The organism is Flavobacterium sp. F52 (genome assembly GCF_000278705.1).
GTDB classification, from domain to species: Bacteria; Bacteroidota; Bacteroidia; order Flavobacteriales; family Flavobacteriaceae; genus Flavobacterium; species Flavobacterium anhuiense.
Genome location: NZ_AKZQ01000030.1, coordinates 1 through 15,441, shown reverse-complemented (window position 1 = coordinate 15,441; position 15,441 = coordinate 1). Strand labels below are relative to the sequence as shown.

General features: G+C 35.0%; 12 protein-coding genes. 1 reads left to right on the top strand and 11 read right to left on the bottom strand.

Annotation, left to right across the window (positions count from 1 at the left end; all coding sequences use genetic code 11):
- Positions 1-26 precede the first annotated feature (26 nt).
- From FF52_RS15170 to FF52_RS15125, 11 genes are all read right to left on the bottom strand, one after another.
- Positions 27-1,103, bottom strand: a complete 1,077-nt coding sequence (locus FF52_RS15170; protein WP_008466874.1) for a porin — start codon at positions 1,101-1,103, stop codon at positions 27-29.
- A 292-nt stretch (positions 1,104-1,395) separates the two neighbouring features.
- Positions 1,396-1,947 (bottom strand): K(+)-transporting ATPase subunit C, encoded by a 552-nt coding sequence (locus FF52_RS15165; RefSeq protein WP_008466871.1) that lies wholly within the window; start codon positions 1,945-1,947, stop codon positions 1,396-1,398.
- An 81-nt stretch (positions 1,948-2,028) separates the two neighbouring features.
- The gene (gene kdpB / locus FF52_RS15160; RefSeq protein WP_008466870.1) at positions 2,029-4,086 is read right to left on the bottom strand and encodes a potassium-transporting ATPase subunit KdpB; all 2,058 of its coding nucleotides are present in this window, start codon (positions 4,084-4,086) and stop codon (positions 2,029-2,031) included.
- Positions 4,087-4,279: 193 nt separating this feature from the next.
- Positions 4,280-6,001: a potassium-transporting ATPase subunit KdpA gene (gene kdpA / locus FF52_RS15155; protein WP_008466869.1), complete on the bottom strand. Its 1,722-nt coding sequence runs from the start codon at positions 5,999-6,001 to the stop codon at positions 4,280-4,282.
- 134 nt (positions 6,002-6,135) lie between these two features.
- The gene (gene kdpF, locus FF52_RS23435; RefSeq protein WP_073418200.1) at positions 6,136-6,213 is read right to left on the bottom strand and encodes a K(+)-transporting ATPase subunit F; all 78 of its coding nucleotides are present in this window, start codon (positions 6,211-6,213) and stop codon (positions 6,136-6,138) included.
- Positions 6,214-6,374: 161 nt separating this feature from the next.
- The gene (locus FF52_RS15150; protein WP_008466868.1) at positions 6,375-6,656 is read right to left on the bottom strand and encodes a hypothetical protein; all 282 of its coding nucleotides are present in this window, start codon (positions 6,654-6,656) and stop codon (positions 6,375-6,377) included.
- A gap of 376 nt (positions 6,657-7,032) precedes the next feature.
- A complete protein-coding gene (locus FF52_RS15145; RefSeq protein ID WP_008466867.1) occupies positions 7,033-8,376 on the bottom strand; it encodes a sigma-54-dependent transcriptional regulator in 1,344 nt (447 codons plus the stop codon).
- Between the two features lie 196 nt (positions 8,377-8,572).
- Positions 8,573-12,112 (bottom strand): M1 family aminopeptidase, encoded by a 3,540-nt coding sequence (locus FF52_RS15140; RefSeq protein ID WP_157498621.1) that lies wholly within the window; start codon positions 12,110-12,112, stop codon positions 8,573-8,575.
- 4 nt (positions 12,113-12,116) lie between these two features.
- On the bottom strand, positions 12,117-13,001 hold the full coding sequence (locus tag FF52_RS15135; RefSeq protein WP_008466865.1) for an ABC transporter ATP-binding protein: 885 nt from the start codon (positions 12,999-13,001) through the stop codon (positions 12,117-12,119).
- A gap of 115 nt (positions 13,002-13,116) precedes the next feature.
- Positions 13,117-13,323 (bottom strand): helix-turn-helix domain-containing protein, encoded by a 207-nt coding sequence (locus tag FF52_RS15130; protein ID WP_008466864.1) that lies wholly within the window; start codon positions 13,321-13,323, stop codon positions 13,117-13,119.
- A 2-nt stretch (positions 13,324-13,325) separates the two neighbouring features.
- The gene (locus tag FF52_RS15125) at positions 13,326-13,841 is read right to left on the bottom strand and encodes a DUF2975 domain-containing protein (RefSeq protein WP_008466863.1); all 516 of its coding nucleotides are present in this window, start codon (positions 13,839-13,841) and stop codon (positions 13,326-13,328) included.
- A gap of 173 nt (positions 13,842-14,014) precedes the next feature.
- Here FF52_RS15125 and FF52_RS15120 point away from each other — a divergent pair, with 173 nt between their 5' ends.
- The gene (locus FF52_RS15120) at positions 14,015-15,019 is read left to right on the top strand and encodes an LLM class flavin-dependent oxidoreductase (RefSeq protein WP_008466861.1); all 1,005 of its coding nucleotides are present in this window, start codon (positions 14,015-14,017) and stop codon (positions 15,017-15,019) included.
- Positions 15,020-15,441: the final 422 nt, after the last annotated feature.

The window sequence follows — 15,441 nt, the reverse complement described above, 5'->3', positions numbered from 1 at the left end:
CTCTTAATGGTAAAAAAAATTAATGTTTAGAAACTAATTGCCAAAGAAGTTGTCACAAAGGTATTTGTATCTGTTGGCTGATTGTTTTTGGTAAAAATTTCATCTTTGCTTGACAGATTTCTCGCTTCAATTCTAAACATAACATTATCGGCTACTAAGTAATCAAAGTTAGCTGAAAATCCGTAAGTTTTAAATCCGTTTGGTGTTTCTGTCGCGATGATTACACCTTTTTCATCACTATAGTATTCTCCTCTTGCTGCCAGCTGAATTTTATCTGTCGGTTTGTATTGCAAAATCAAAACAGGAGAAAACCAAACATCATATTTCTCATTTCCTTTAGCCGATTGCTGAGAACCAATATCAAATCCAGTTGTTAAGTTTAATTTTTCAGCCACTTTAAATTGTCCGTAGAAATTATTAAAATAACGCCATTTTTTATCTGCATCTGGCTGTTCGTTTCCAATATATGTACTCCAATTCAAAACCACTCTGTCAGATGGTTTGTAAGTAACCTGAGTTCCAAAAGCCGGTGTTTGATTTCCATCTATTTTCTGAATTCGCTGCCAACCGTTCAAATACATCGCAGCCAAATACCATTTTCCAGAATCAGAAGTATAACCAATTTTTAGTCCAGTTTCATAATAAGGAGAATTCTCTGCCAGAATGCTTCGGGTTAAATTGGCGCAATCTTTTCCAATCGCGCTTTCAAAACCAATATGCGAGGGCATAATTCCCGCATCAATCCATAAATCATGTTTTTTCGAAATCTTCACGCCTACATTCGCTTCATAAACATTTTGCAGTAAATCCTGTTCAGCAGACATATTATATTGTGCATAAGTTCCCGCCATCAGTGCTAAATTTGCTCGGACATTTCCTTTCGAATAATTCACTTTTGCCAAACCCAAATTCAGGTTGACTTCATTGCTTCGGTTATAATTATAAAAAAAGCTTGGCTTGGTATGATTCTCAGGCTTCCCGAAATCATAACCATAATAAACGTCTACATATCCAGAAAACGTAAACGGACTTTTAGATTCTTCTTGTGCATGTAAATTGCTAAAACCAAAAGCGATTAAAGCAGTAAGTATTATTTTTTTCATATGTCATTGCGAGGAACGAAGCGATCTCGTCCTCTTAATTTAAATTATTAGTAGATTTTTTAGGAGCTAATCCCGCTATCCGTTCCACACGAGCGATAGCGAACTGACGAAGTAATCTTTTCCTGGCTAAAGAAGCCAGAAAAAGGATTTCCACTTCTATCGGGGCTAGGGCATTTGGGGGAAAAAAGGCGTTTTTGTATTACAATATTTTTATACCCTAACAGGTTTTGGAAACCTGTTAGGAAAAAAAACTTAGTAGCTCAGTATCTTAGAACCTTAGCAACTTTGAGCTTTAGCGAAGCTGATCCAAAGCCACATTCAATTCCAAAACATTCACAGTCTCAGGGCCAACAACAGCCGAATTAATTTTAGATTTTACTAAAGCTTTTACTTTAGTTTCATCTAGTTTTCGTTCTTTAGCAACTCTTTTAACCTGAATAAAAGCACCTTGCGGAGAAATATTCGGATCTAAACCACTTCCTGAAGCCGTAACCATATCAGCTGGAATATCAGATTTTTTCAAATAAGGATGAACCAATAAAAGCGTATCAATTCTCTTTTGTACCAAAGCCAAATACTCGGCATTGCTTGGCCCTTTATTGCTTCCGGCGCTTCCTGCTGCATTATAATCAACAGCCGAAGGTCTTCCCCAGAAATAATTTGATTTGTCGAACTTTTGTCCGATTTTTTGATATCCAACCACTTTTCCGTTAACCGAAATAGTTTCTCCTTTTCCTTGATTGGGAGCAATTTGGGCGATTCCGTAAATCGCAAGAGGATACATAACTGCAAATAAGATTAAAGTAATCGCAGTAAGTTTTAGTATTGAGAATATAGATTTCATTTTTTTTTGTTTTTTAAGATTCTGAGTTTCTAAGATGCTAAGAAAGAAAACTTAGAATCTTAGCGTCTTAGTAATTTTTGTTTACATAAATAAGGCAACAATTACGTCAATCAGTTTGATTCCAATAAAAGGAACAATTAAACCACCTAAGCCATAAATCAAAAGATTACGTTTTAGAATCGCGCTTGCCCCAATCGGACGATACTCAACACCTTTCAATGCAAGAGGAATCAAAATCGGAATGATAATCGCATTGAAAATCACAGCCGATAAAATGGCACTTTCTGGACTGTGGAGATGCATAATATTTAAACCTTGAAGCGCAGGAATCGCAGTAATAAAAAGAGCAGGAACAATAGCGAAATATTTAGCAACGTCGTTAGCAATTGAGAAAGTAGTCAACGTTCCTCGCGTCATTAAAAGCTGTTTTCCAATTTCGACAATCTCGATTAGTTTGGTTGGATCATTGTCAAGATCGACCATGTTTCCAGCTTCTTTTGCAGCTTGAGTTCCGCTGTTCATGGCAACTCCAACATTCGCTTGAGCAAGGGCAGGAGCATCGTTTGTTCCGTCTCCCATCATCGCAACCAATCTTCCTTCAGCTTGTTCTTTTCGGATATAGTTCATTTTATCCTCAGGTTTTGCTTCAGCAATAAAATCATCAACACCAGCTTTTTCGGCAATAAACTTAGCCGTAAGCGGATTATCTCCTGTAACCATAACCGTTTTGATTCCCATTCGGCGTAAGCGTTCAAAACGTTCTTTCATTCCAGTTTTGATAATATCCTGTAATTCGATTACACCCTGAATTTCGTTGTTTTTAATCACTACTAAAGGCGTTCCTCCGTTAGACGAAATTGAAATTACTTGTTGCGCAGTATCTTCTGGAAAAGAATTTCCAGCTTGTTGTGCAATATTCCTTGCAGCATCTTGTGCACCTTTTCTAATATTAGTTCCGTCTTTTAATACGACTCCAGAAGTTCTGGTTTCAGCAGTAAATTTGATAGTGTGCGCGATGTCAGAAGTAGTTTGTAAAAAGCTGGCTTTCGTTTCACTTTTTACATCGATTATTTCACTTAACTCGAGAATACTTTTCCCTTCCGGAGTATCATCGGCAAGCGAACTCAAAACAGCCGATTTCACAAAGTCATCAAAAGAGATTCCTTTTGTTGGGTAAAAATTGGTTGCTTTTCTGTTTCCAATTGTGATGGTTCCGGTTTTATCCAAAAGCAAAACGTCAATATCTCCAGCAGTTTCAACCGCTTTACCAGATTTTGTAATGACGTTGGCACGTAAAGCTCTGTCCATTCCCGCAATACCAATTGCAGAAAGCAATCCTCCAATCGTGGTTGGAATTAAACAAACGAATAATGCAATAAAAGCAGCAATAGTAATAGGAGCATTGGCATAATCGGCAAATGGTTTTAAGGTAACGCAGACAATTACGAAGATTAAAGTAAATGCGGCTAATAGAATTGTCAAAGCAATTTCGTTTGGCGTTTTCTGACGGCTTGCACCTTCAACCAAAGCAATCATTTTATCTAAAAAGCTTTCGCCAGGTTCAGAAGTTACTTTTACTTTAATTTTATCAGACAATACTTTTGTCCCTCCAGTTACCGAAGATTTGTCTCCGCCAGCTTCACGAATTACTGGAGCACTTTCTCCCGTAATGGCACTTTCGTCTATTGTTGCCAAACCTTCGATAATTTCTCCGTCAGCGGCAATTAAATCACCCGCTTCGCAAATGAAAATATCGTCTTTTTTTAATGCCGAAGAGCTCACGTTTTTAATTTCGCCGTTTGGCAGAATTTGTCTGGCAGGAGTTTCTTCTCTTGTTTTTCGTAAACTGTCAGCTTGTGCTTTTCCTCGGGCTTCGGCAATCGCTTCAGCGAAATTGGCAAACAAAAGCGTTGCAAATAAAATTAGAAAAACAATGAAATTATAAACAAAACTTCCCTGATCATTTGCACCCATTAAGATCGAAACGCAAACGGCAAACATAATGGCAGTTCCGATTTCTACGGTAAACATTACCGGATTTTTAACCATCATTTTTGGATTCAGCTTCACAAAAGACTGCAGTAAAGCTTCTTTTACCTGTTTGCTTTCAAATAATGATGTGGATTTATTAGTTGTCATTTTTTTATATTATTTGGTTGACTTTTTCTAAACAATAGAAACATAGATTTTACTTTGAGATAAAGACGTTTCACTTGCATCAATACACATTACTATGTGTTAGAAACTAGTTTCTTTTTGGTTTTCTTTTTTAGTAAAGAAAAAACTATGTTTCTATGTGTCTAAAATATTTTCAGCATTGAAAAATGAGTTATTATTTTAAAGTAAAGAATTCTGCCAATGGACCTAAAGCCAAAGCTGGGAAGAAAGATAAAGCAGCGATAATGGCAATCACAGCAAAAATCATTATTCCAAAAATTGAGGTGTCAGTTTTTAAAGTTCCCGCACTTTCAGGAATATATTTTTTATTCGCTAATAAACCTGCAATTGCAAGAGGCCCTATGATTGGAATGAAACGGCTTAAGAGTAAAACAATTCCAGTTGTGATATTCCAAAACGGATTATTATCTCCCAAACCTTCAAAACCAGAACCGTTGTTGGCAGCGCTCGAAGTATATTCATATAGCATTTCTGAGAATCCGTGGTTGCCTGGATTGTTTAACCAACCTGTGGCATTTCCGCTGAACCAATATCCCATTGCTGTATCATTTGCAGCAAAGTAAGAAGCCAAAGCAGTTCCCGCTAAAATCAATAACGGATGAAGAATTGCAATAAAAGCAGCGATTTTTACTTCCCGAGCTTCGATTTTCTTTCCTAGAAATTCAGGAGTTCGACCGACCATTAAACCAGAAATAAATACGGCCAGAATAATAAAGATGTAAAAGTTGAGGTAACCGACACCACATCCGCCGTAAAAGGCATTGACCATCATAGCCAATAACTGCATAGCTCCAGAAACTGGCATTGCGCTATCGTGCATACTATTTACAGATCCTGTAGAAATTACTGTTGTAGCAATACTCCAGAATCCTGAAATAGCAGGGCCAAAACGAACTTCTTTTCCTTCCATTGCTCCAGTTGTCTGAGCGATTCCCATTTTTGCGATAGCAGGATTTCCGTTGATTTCGCTAGAGATTGTCGGAATTACAAGAAGTAAAAATCCAATGGTCATGACACCAAAAATGATGTAAGAGAATTTCTTTTTATTTAGGAAAAAACCAAGTGCAAAAATCATTGCAAACGGAACAATCATTTGAGCCCAAAGTTCAACAGCGTTTGTAAAATAAGTTGGATTTTCTAACGGATGAGCCGAGTTTGCTCCGAAGAATCCACCGCCATTTGTACCAATATGTTTAATAGCAATAAAAGCAGCGGCTGGCCCTCGTGATACTTCAACGTGATCGCCTTGCAAAGTGGTTATGGCATCTTTTCCTTCAAAAGTCATTGGAGTTCCACTGAAAACCAAAGCGATAGCAACGATTGCTGAAAGAGGCAATAAAATACGAGTACAGCTTTTTACGAAATAATTGTAGAAGTTGCCCAGTTGGTCTGTAGTTCTTTCTTTCATTGCAGTAAAAACCATTGCAGCAGCAGCGATTCCAACACCAGCCGAAACGAATTGCAAAAACATTAAGACCATTTGCGACAAGTAAGAAACACCGCTTTCGCCTGAATAATGCTGTAAATCGCAATTGACTAAAAATGAAATAGCCGTATTAAAAGCCAAATCTGGAGTCATCGACGGATTGTTATCTGGATTTAGCGGCAATGAACCCTGAAAAAGTAAAACAAAAAAGCAAAGAAAGAACCAAACCATATTGATGCTCAAAAGCGCTTTTAAATGCTGTTTCCAGTTCATTTCTACGGCTGGATTAATACCGCTGATTTTAAAAATAAGTTTTTCAATTGGATTGAAAATTGGGTCAAGAAGTGTTTTGTTTCCCAAGAAGACTTTAGCAATATATTTCCCAAAAGGAATGGCTAAAACAACGGTAAGGATGAAAATACTTATGACACCTATTAATTCTGTGTTCATATTTTATTTGTTAGAAATTATTTAAATTTTAGATTTTTATAAAAACAGGATAAGTACGATAAAGGCTAATGTCCAGACAGCACATGCATACAGTAGGGATGTCTTTTTATTTTTATAATTCGACTTTTTCATTTTTAAAATTTTTCGGGTTTGATTAATACATAAATCAAATACACGAAAACGGCGATTGAAACAATAAAGAGTGCAGTCATGATTTAGATTTTTTCAAAGAATTCAATTGACAGAAAACAAATCGCAAACAGTAAAACTGCCAAAGCGAGAAGGAGGATTGTGACCATGATTATTTTAGATTTAAGATTGTAAACTTTAGATTTTTCGATTAAGCAATTAAACAGTTAACCGATTAAACTTTTTAGACTCCCGAAGCATTAACCTGTTTGATATATTCTGCTTTAAGCGTTTGAGGGAAAAGGTGTGAGATATTGCAGTGGCGCATTTCCATAAAAGACGAAACTGAAAAAACGTATACGTTAGAAATGGCATTTTTAGTTTCGATGCTTCCATTTATAAATAACCGTTCAGCAAGCGCTAGACACTTTTTAGCACGAACGATATTACCGCAGATAATATTTTTTTTAGTAATCTCAGCAAAGCGTTCTGCTTGTTTGTAGATTGAGGTAACTTGATTTTTCATTTGGAATGAATTTTTAATGTTCATCCTCTTTATGCCAAAAGATGTTCCGAAAAAGTCAAGTGATGTCTAAAGTGTTGTAAACAAAAGAAATGTAGTTTTGTGCCAAAAATCAGGCATAAAAAAAGCCTATCATTTTGATAAGCTTTTCTCGTTTTGATATAGTATTTGCGAGCTCCAGAGGAGCGAAATATTTATAGAAGCAAATACGTATAATTATTCAAAGCCCCAGCGGGGCGACATATTAGAATGTTGGTGTCGCTCCGTTGGAACTTTTCAAATCGAATTAAATATTGATTTTTGAAATTTGCTATTGCCATTGGAATTTGGACCCGAGCGATAGCGGACAGGCGAAGCAATTTAAAAATTGGAATTTATTCTATTGAATCCCATATTCTTCAATTTTTCTATACAAAGTTGCAATCCCAATTTCCAATAATCTAGCCGTTTCAGCCTTATTTCCTTTTGTATAATTTAAAACCTTTTGAATATGCAATTTCTCAACACTTTGCATGGAGAAAGCCGACATTGGTTTCGAATTATTTTCAGATTGATGCTGCATTTCATAAGGCAGAACATCTGCAGTCAAAGTATCGCCACTGCTTAAGATAACGGATCTCTCGATGACGTTTTTCAGTTCACGGATATTTCCTGGCCAGGAATAATTCTCTAATTTCTGTAAAAAGTCATCCGCAATTTGTAGCGCTTTTTTATTCGTTTTTTCTGAAAATTGCTTCACGTAATAATTGGCTAATAACGGAATATCTTTAATTCTTTCTCGTAACGAAGGCAATTTGATTTCGAAGATATTCAAACGGAAATACAAATCAGAGCGAAAACGATGTTCGTCGCTTTCTATCTTTAAATCACGGTTTGTAGCGGCAATTAACCTAAAATTTGATTTTTTTGGAGTCGTGTCTCCAACGGGAATATATTCAGAAGTTTCTAAAACACGCAATAATTTTGCCTGAAGATCAATTGGCATTTCACCAATTTCATCTAAGAATAAAGTTCCACCGTTTGCTTCTTCAATAAAACCTTTTTTATCTTTTACAGCTCCCGTAAAAGAGCCTTGTTTATGACCGAAAAGCTCGCTTTCTAAAATTTCTTTTGTGAAAGTGCTGCAGTTCAGCGCAACAAAAGATTTTCCTGCACGATTGCTGTTTTCATGAATAGCTTGCGCAAAAACTTCTTTCCCTGTTCCAGTCTCACCAGTCAATAAAACAGTCGAATCGGTTTTGGCTACTTTTTGGGCAAGATCAATAACCTGTTCGATTCCTTTTGATTTACCAATTATGGTATTAAAAGAATATTTATCGTTGATTCGTTTTTCAAGCTGTTGGACTTTTTTCTGCAAATGCACTTTTTCAACGGCTTTATACAGAAGCGGAATAATTTTATCGTTATCGTCGCCTTTTACAATATAATCGAAAGCGCCATTTTTCATTGCCTGGACACCATCTGGAATATTTCCGAAAGCCGTCAGCAGAATTACTTCTGTTAAAGGAAAACTGTTTTTTATGTTTTGAAGAAAATCAACGCCGTTTCCGTCAGGAAGTTTTACATCGCACAAAACGACATCAATTTCGGTTTGTTCCAATTTTTTGAAACCCGATTTTAAATCTTTCGCTTCAAAAACTTCAAATCCTTCCGATTTTATAATTCGCGCCAGCAGACTTCTTAGTTTTTCTTCGTCGTCTATAATTAAAATTTTATGTGTCATTTTGCAGATAAGCTAAAACCGAATTAGTGTTTGATGTACAAATTTAGGTTTAAAATCTGTTCGCTTTTTTGATTGGGAAGAAATTATTTCTATGTTAACACATAGAGCGCTATGTGCATTAATGCAAGTGAAACGCCTTTTAACAACAAATAATCTATGACTCTATGTGTTTAAATAAATATAAGTAACAAAAAAACTAATCAATTTCCTTCTCGTTGTCCTTTATAAAAGTGTCAATATTCATTAAAAGAGGATCAATTACAATGCGTTGAGGTTTGTTTTTGAATTTAATTTTGCCTTCAATTCTATTGTTTTTGATTGGAAAAGTATAACGAAATAACTTTCCGTTTTCATCATAAATTCCAATATCTATTGTTTTATCATTGTCAATTTGCTTTCGAATTCCTGTTGCGTTTTCAATATATTTTTTAGTATCTGCTTTAAAAGAAACTTCATAAAAGCCATTCTTTTTTACACTTTCAACTTCAGAAATTTTAGAAGAATACGTAATAATCTTTTTGAACATTTCATCCAATTTTGGATAGAGTTTAGAATCTGTAACCAAATAAATCTCACTCAATAAATCTTCAGAATCAGGAATTGGATTAGGATGTTTATAATGATTCAGGAAATTCTGTAAAGCCAGATTCACTTTTTCTTCGCCAATTAAAACTCTTAGGTGATGCATAACCAGCATTCCTTTATCATAAGGCAAATGTGGAGTTTCATAATTTGTTTTATATAAAGGAGTTTCGAGCTCATAACTTCGACTGCTTAAATACAAATCCAGATGAATTTTTAAAGTTTCTAAAGCTTTCTCTAAACCATGTTCTTTTTCATACAACATCAATTCGGTGTATTGTGCGAGAGTTTCGGTCAAAATCCAACTTCCTTCTTTTTGTTCGGGACTGATTTGCGCATTTCCCCACCATTCATGCGACAATTCATGCGCCGTTAATTGATTGATGACATCTTCTTTATCTCGATTATTCAAGTTGCTGTAAAAACCAAAATTCTCTTTCATAAAAACTGTAGATGGATAAGAAGTTGCAGCAAATCCATCCGCGAAAGCAGAAACTTCGGCATAACGAATGGTTTTGTATGGATATTTTCCAAAATTGTTTTGGCAATAATCTAACGTATTTTTTACATCTTGAATCAGTTTAGCAACATTTCGAGAATGTCTTTTATCATAATAAACTTCAATAGAGATGCCTTTATAGTTTGTTTTTTGAATTTGATATTCGGCAGAAGAAAAAGCAAATCGGAACGGAATTTTTCCATTAGATTTATAATGAAAATAATTTCGGTTGTCTTTTTTCCAATTTCCAACTAAATCGCCAATTCCAATTGCGGTTTGATTTTTAGAAGTAGAAACCACAACATCATAATCAATAAAATCATTTGTTGTTTTAGACTTGTCCTCAAGTCGCTTAAGCGGAGTCTGTGGTTTTAAATGCCTTTTTTCCCGCTCCTTTTTACTGCTGATTTCGTTAGAATCTTGATAACCAAAAGTTGGAAAGTAACGGCTTATTCGCATAAACGAACCATTTTCAATTATAGAATTAAATGCAGTATGCCCTTTAAATGGCGACCAAGTTGAGGTAAAAGCAAAACTCATTTTCATTTTCTGATGAGGTTGCAAAGGCTTTTCCAATAGATACCAATAATGCTGAAATTCAGAAGAATCATCCAGATTTTTCGCATTCTCAATTGCAACAGAAGTCAGTTTCGAATTTCGATCTATATATAGGAGTAAACTATCAATTGGTTTTTCCGAATTATTGATCAATTCATAAGTGCCGCTTACTTCATAACGATTTTCTTCCGGAAACATATCGACTTTACTCTTTACAGCAATAATCGTTGGCTGTGCAAAATTTGTATATTTTTTAAATTGGAGTTCATATTGTTCGCTCCAATTGTTAAAATCATCTTTTGTCAAGTATGGATATTCGATATTCGTTTTATAAAAAAGATAGCTTCCAAAACCAATGAGAAGAATAATTCCCAAAACAAAAGTTATTTTCTGAATGGAATTAAACGAATTTCTTCGAATGGTTTTCAGAATGGAAGAATTTCGTTTCCATAAAATTCCGGTCAATGTAAGCAGAATCAAAGTCAATCCAGAATTGTAGAGCATCGAAATATGAAATGGATAAGTATAACTTCCGAAACCATTCAAATCAAAATATTCCCTTTTGAAAGAATCTCCAAATCGAAATAATGTGTGTGTGATTCCCAATTGTTGCCCAATTCCGGTGCAAAATAAAAGAACAATAAAAGCAGAAACAGCTAATCCTAAATATTTGTTTTTAACGAAAGTTTGAATGGCAATCACCAAAATTGAAATCAAAAACAAAGGAAAGCCAATATAATAAAACATTGAAAAGTAAAGACCAGCTTCAATTGGTGCGTTTGCATGTATAATCTGAAAACCAATTCCAATCAAAACACTAATTCCAATCAAGATTAACGGAATCATAAAAAGCACTGTCAATTTCGAAAGTAAAACGATTAGCTGAGAATATGGTGCTGTATTTTCAAGCATTTCAAATCTCGAATTTTCACTTCTATTCAATAATTCACTGCTATAAAAAAGAATAATCAGAATCAAGATGAATGGCAGGCGATCCATTATGGTTGAAATCATCAAAGCCGTATCGGTAATTTTTTCCGCCAATCTGATTCCACCGTCAATTTCATCTGAAATCTCAATCATTAATAATCCCGAAAGTAAAATTACAATCAGTAAAAATGGAATTCCTTTTAAAATCAAATAAAAATCCATTTTCAAATTGCTTTTAAAAACAGCCCAATTATGTTTTGAGGTTTTAAATTCAAGCTGTTTCGGAATTACAGCAGAATATGTTTTTGTTTCTCTCGCGTTGGTTTTAATGGTTTTTACCTTTTTAGTTTTTGTTTTTCGAAAAGAAAACATTTTATAAGAAGCAAAAATCAGAAGGAAAGAAATGCAAATCCATAAGATTCGATTGAATAAAAAGTTGCCCGAAAGTGAAATCAGTTGGGTGTTTTTTTCTATTGATGTCCAATATCTCGTTTGTTCCAAAAAAGCAGCCAAACCAAACGGGTCTATTTTTGCTGCCAATGACATCGCTTTCGCGGAAGACGGAGATGCATTTGCAAATAATGGCGAATTAGAAAAAATCGAGCCCGCTATATATAATAGGTAGATGAATAATCCGCCAACGTAAACAAAAAGTTTGCTTCGCGTAAGCCAAGCAAGCGTAGCAAGAATTGAAAGACATAAAAATATGTTGGGAACAACGATCACCAAATAAGGCCAGACGTAATTTAGAATTTCAAACGGACCGATTTCGGTTCTAGGAATCCACGACATTTGATGTCCGATAATCATTCCTATAATAAACATTCCGAACGAAGAAACGGCAATTACAAAAGCTGTAATAAATTTACTTCCTAAATAATAAAATTTAGAAATAGGAGTAGAGAAGATTATTGCATCAAATTTGGTTTCGTATTCTTTTAAAAAATGCTGTGCAACAAGAAGTGTGGTGGAGAAAATAGTCATTAGCGAAATCAGACCAATCGCATAAGTTAATGTAAATGGACTGTTTTTGTAAGCTCCCGAAAACGAAAAGTTCGCAAAAGCACTCACAAAAAATCCTAAAACCAAATAAATAATAAATATGGCATAAAATGTCCAGTTTCTGGTATTGTTATGCCATTCAAATTGAATTAATTTAGAAAGCATAACGTTATTTTTTAAATTGATTTTGAGATAATATATTAAAGTAAACATCGCTCAAATCTGGAGAAGCCAGTTCGAAACCAGAATCAGGCTGTTGTTCGGAGAAAACATGAATGTTGATTTTTCCCGAATTTAGATGAGAAGAAATAATATTAAAATGCTCCTGATGTTGTTTTAGTTCGTTTTTATGAATCGCTTTTATCCAGATTTTTTCTTTCAAAGAATCTACAGCTTCATTTGGATTTCCTTCCAAAATCAATTTCCCATTAGAAATAATTGCCATTTTGGTGCATAAATCGCGAACATCTTCTACAATATGTGTAGATAGGACTACAATAATGCTTTCACCTATTTCACTCAAGAGATTATTGAAACGGTTTCGTTCTTCAGGATCAAGCCCAGCAGTTGGTTCATCCACAATAATAATCTTTGGACTACCCAATAAGGCCTGTGCAATTCCAAAACGCTGACGCATTCCACCAGAAAAAGAATTTACGGCTTTGTCTTTGTGTTGTAATAAATTGGTTTGTTGCAGCAAATACAAAATCTGGTCATGTCGTTCTTTCTTATGGACAATTCCTTTTAGAATTGCCAAGTGATCGAGAAGACGATAAGCAGAAATCTTAGGATAAACGCCAAATTCCTGCGGAAGATATCCGAGATTTTCTCTAATAAACATTGGGTTTTCGATAACGTTTATGCCGTTAAATTCGATAATTCCAGAAGTTGGTTCTTGCAAAGCAGCAATGGTTCGCATTAAAGTCGATTTTCCTGCGCCATTTGGTCCAAGTAAGCCAAACATTCCGTTTGCAATTTCAAGCGATAATTGGTCAATCGCCTTTGTGCCGTTCTCATACGTTTTACTGAGATTTTTGATAGATAAACTGTTCATTTTTTGATTGATTTTTGATGATTATATAAATGATGATTTGAAAATTTTGGACAATAAAAGTCCTGTCGGCCTCAAAAAGCCGATTTTTAGATTCAGAAAATTTGATTAAAAAAAACTACTCGCTTACATATTCTAAAATATCACCAGGCTGGCAGTCTAGGATTTTGCAAATTGCTTCAAGAGTATCAAATCGAATACCTTTTGCCTTTCCAGTTTTTAGAATCGATAAATTAGCAGGCGTTATATCTAATTTCTCTGCCAATTCTTTACTCTGCATCTTGCGTTTGGCAAGCATTACATCAACATTTACAATTATTGGCATAGCTATATAAATAAGTCTTGTTCGTTTTGAAGGTTTAAACCTTGTTTAAAAATGGCAGCTAAAAAATAAGCAAAAGCGCCAAGCATTCCGTGCAATATGATAAAAAGTGCCACTTCATTATCTAAAGGAACAAAGAAGAACGCAAAAAATATAACGATACTCGGAATGAATAAATTGGATAAATAAAAGCGTTTTAAGTGCAAAACTCCATTTTGAGTAAATAATTTTGGCTGAAAGAAAACTTTAAAGACATTACTGCTCAGTAAAAAGAAAAGTCCATAAAGACTCAGTGGAGCTAAAAAATCAAAAAGAATATATGGCAGGTTGTAATCGCCCAACATTACAGGATGCGTAGTAAACGGATAACAAACCTGAAAATACTTTCCGTTATCTTTAAATGTTAGAAATAACCCTGTCACTAAAGTAAAAACCGAGTAAGTAGCCAAGAAAAAATAAACTACAGACAAGAATCGGGTAAAATAAAATAATATTTTAGAAACAATATGAGTGGTCTTCATACAATGAAAAATTAAATTGATATTGCAAATGTATAATTAATTATTGTAAAACAATAATTAATTATTAAAAATTAGATATTTTGAATCATTTGAGAATATTATAATTCTATTAACATTAGAAAACAAAGGCGTTTGCATAAATGAGTTAATTTTGCATTTTAGCCTTAATTTATATGAAAAAACCAATTTCAGTCTCAATATTAGAGCTTGCAATTATCACTCAAGATAGTAACGCAACAGAAACATTCCAAAAAACAAAAGACATAGCGCAATTAGCCGATAGATTAGGATACAAGAGAATCTGGCTCGCAGAACACCATAATATGGCACACGTTGCCAGTACTGCAACTGTGGTTTTAATTGGTTATGTAGCAAGTCAAACCGAGAATATCCGTGTAGGCTCTGGCGGAATCATGCTTCCAAATCATTCTCCTCTAGTAGTGGCAGAACAATTTGGAACTTTAGAAACCCTTTATCCAAACCGAATTGATTTAGGTTTAGGAAGAGCGCCAGGAACAGATCAGCCAACTGCCGAAGCGATTCGAAAAGACTTTTTTGAGCAAGCACAGCGATTTCCGCAAAATGTAAGCAAGCTTCAAGAATACTTTTCATCTGAAAATGCATCAGGAAAAGTTCGTGCATTCCCAGCCGAAGGGTTAAATGTCCCAATCTGGATTTTAGGATCAAGTATGGACAGCGCGGCTTTGGCAGCAGCTTATGGATTGCCTTATGCTTTTGCTGGACACTTTGCACCAAAACTAATGATCCAGGCATTTGAGTTTTACAGAGAAAATTTCCAGCCATCAGAGTATTTAGATAAACCAAAAACAATGGCTTGTGTTAATATCATTGCGGCAGATACAAATGAAGAAGCAGAATTGCTATCGACAAGTTTGTATCAAATGTTCTTGAACCTAATTAGAAATGATCGCAAAGGATTACAGCCACCAGTTTCATCTCTAGACGATATCATGAATGAAGCAGAACGTTTTCATGTAAATCAAATGACAGCAGGAACCTTCACAGGAAACAAAGAACAGCTAGTAACCGATTTGAGAAAGTTTATCGACTATGCCCGAATCGACGAGCTAATGGTGACAAGTCCAATCTTCGATCATCAAGCAAAACTAAAAAGCATTCAAATTACCAAAGAAGTAATAGACGCCTTGAATGAATAATACATATAATGTAGTTTTTAAATTATACTTATATATGTATATATAAGAGTAAGTCTCAGTTATAACCCGAAAGGTTTTCAAAACCTGTCGGGTTTATTTTTTTATACATATATAAGGATAAAGCCACGGCTCCTATCCTGAGCGAAGTGAAGCGCATCCAGTTTTGGGATTTGGAATTTAAAAGATTGGGATTTTGTTTTTTTTTAGGAGCTGTTTCCCGCTATCCGCTGCAATCTTCTGCTTTTTAAAGAAAAAAGCAGAAGGATTTCCGCTCCTATCGGGGCTAGGGCGCCGGTTTCCAGAAGAAGGGGCAGAAAACTCAGCGTCTAAAAAGTAGGGAAAACAGCCTTCGAGCCTTAGCGGCTTTGCGGCAAAACGGCCCGATTCCTGGGTGTACGAAGAAAAACCTTACGCGCTGTGAA

Coding starts and splice junctions, on each gene's coding strand:
- FF52_RS15135 (WP_008466865.1), bottom strand. CDS start 13,001: ATGAACAGTTTATCTATCAAAAATCTCAGTAAAACGTATGAGAACGGC.
- FF52_RS15140 (WP_157498621.1), bottom strand. CDS start 12,112: ATGCTTTCTAAATTAATTCAATTTGAATGGCATAACAATACCAGAAAC.
- kdpF (WP_073418200.1), bottom strand. CDS start 6,213: ATGACTGCACTCTTTATTGTTTCAATCGCCGTTTTCGTGTATTTGATT.
- FF52_RS15130 (WP_008466864.1), bottom strand. CDS start 13,323: ATGCCAATAATTGTAAATGTTGATGTAATGCTTGCCAAACGCAAGATG.
- FF52_RS15170 (WP_008466874.1), bottom strand. CDS start 1,103: ATGAAAAAAATAATACTTACTGCTTTAATCGCTTTTGGTTTTAGCAAT.
- FF52_RS15120 (WP_008466861.1), top strand. CDS start 14,015: ATGAAAAAACCAATTTCAGTCTCAATATTAGAGCTTGCAATTATCACT.
- kdpA (WP_008466869.1), bottom strand. CDS start 6,001: ATGAACACAGAATTAATAGGTGTCATAAGTATTTTCATCCTTACCGTT.
- FF52_RS15145 (WP_008466867.1), bottom strand. CDS start 8,376: ATGACACATAAAATTTTAATTATAGACGACGAAGAAAAACTAAGAAGT.
- FF52_RS15125 (WP_008466863.1), bottom strand. CDS start 13,841: ATGAAGACCACTCATATTGTTTCTAAAATATTATTTTATTTTACCCGA.
- kdpB (WP_008466870.1), bottom strand. CDS start 4,086: ATGACAACTAATAAATCCACATCATTATTTGAAAGCAAACAGGTAAAA.
- FF52_RS15165 (WP_008466871.1), bottom strand. CDS start 1,947: ATGAAATCTATATTCTCAATACTAAAACTTACTGCGATTACTTTAATC.
- FF52_RS15150 (WP_008466868.1), bottom strand. CDS start 6,656: ATGAAAAATCAAGTTACCTCAATCTACAAACAAGCAGAACGCTTTGCT.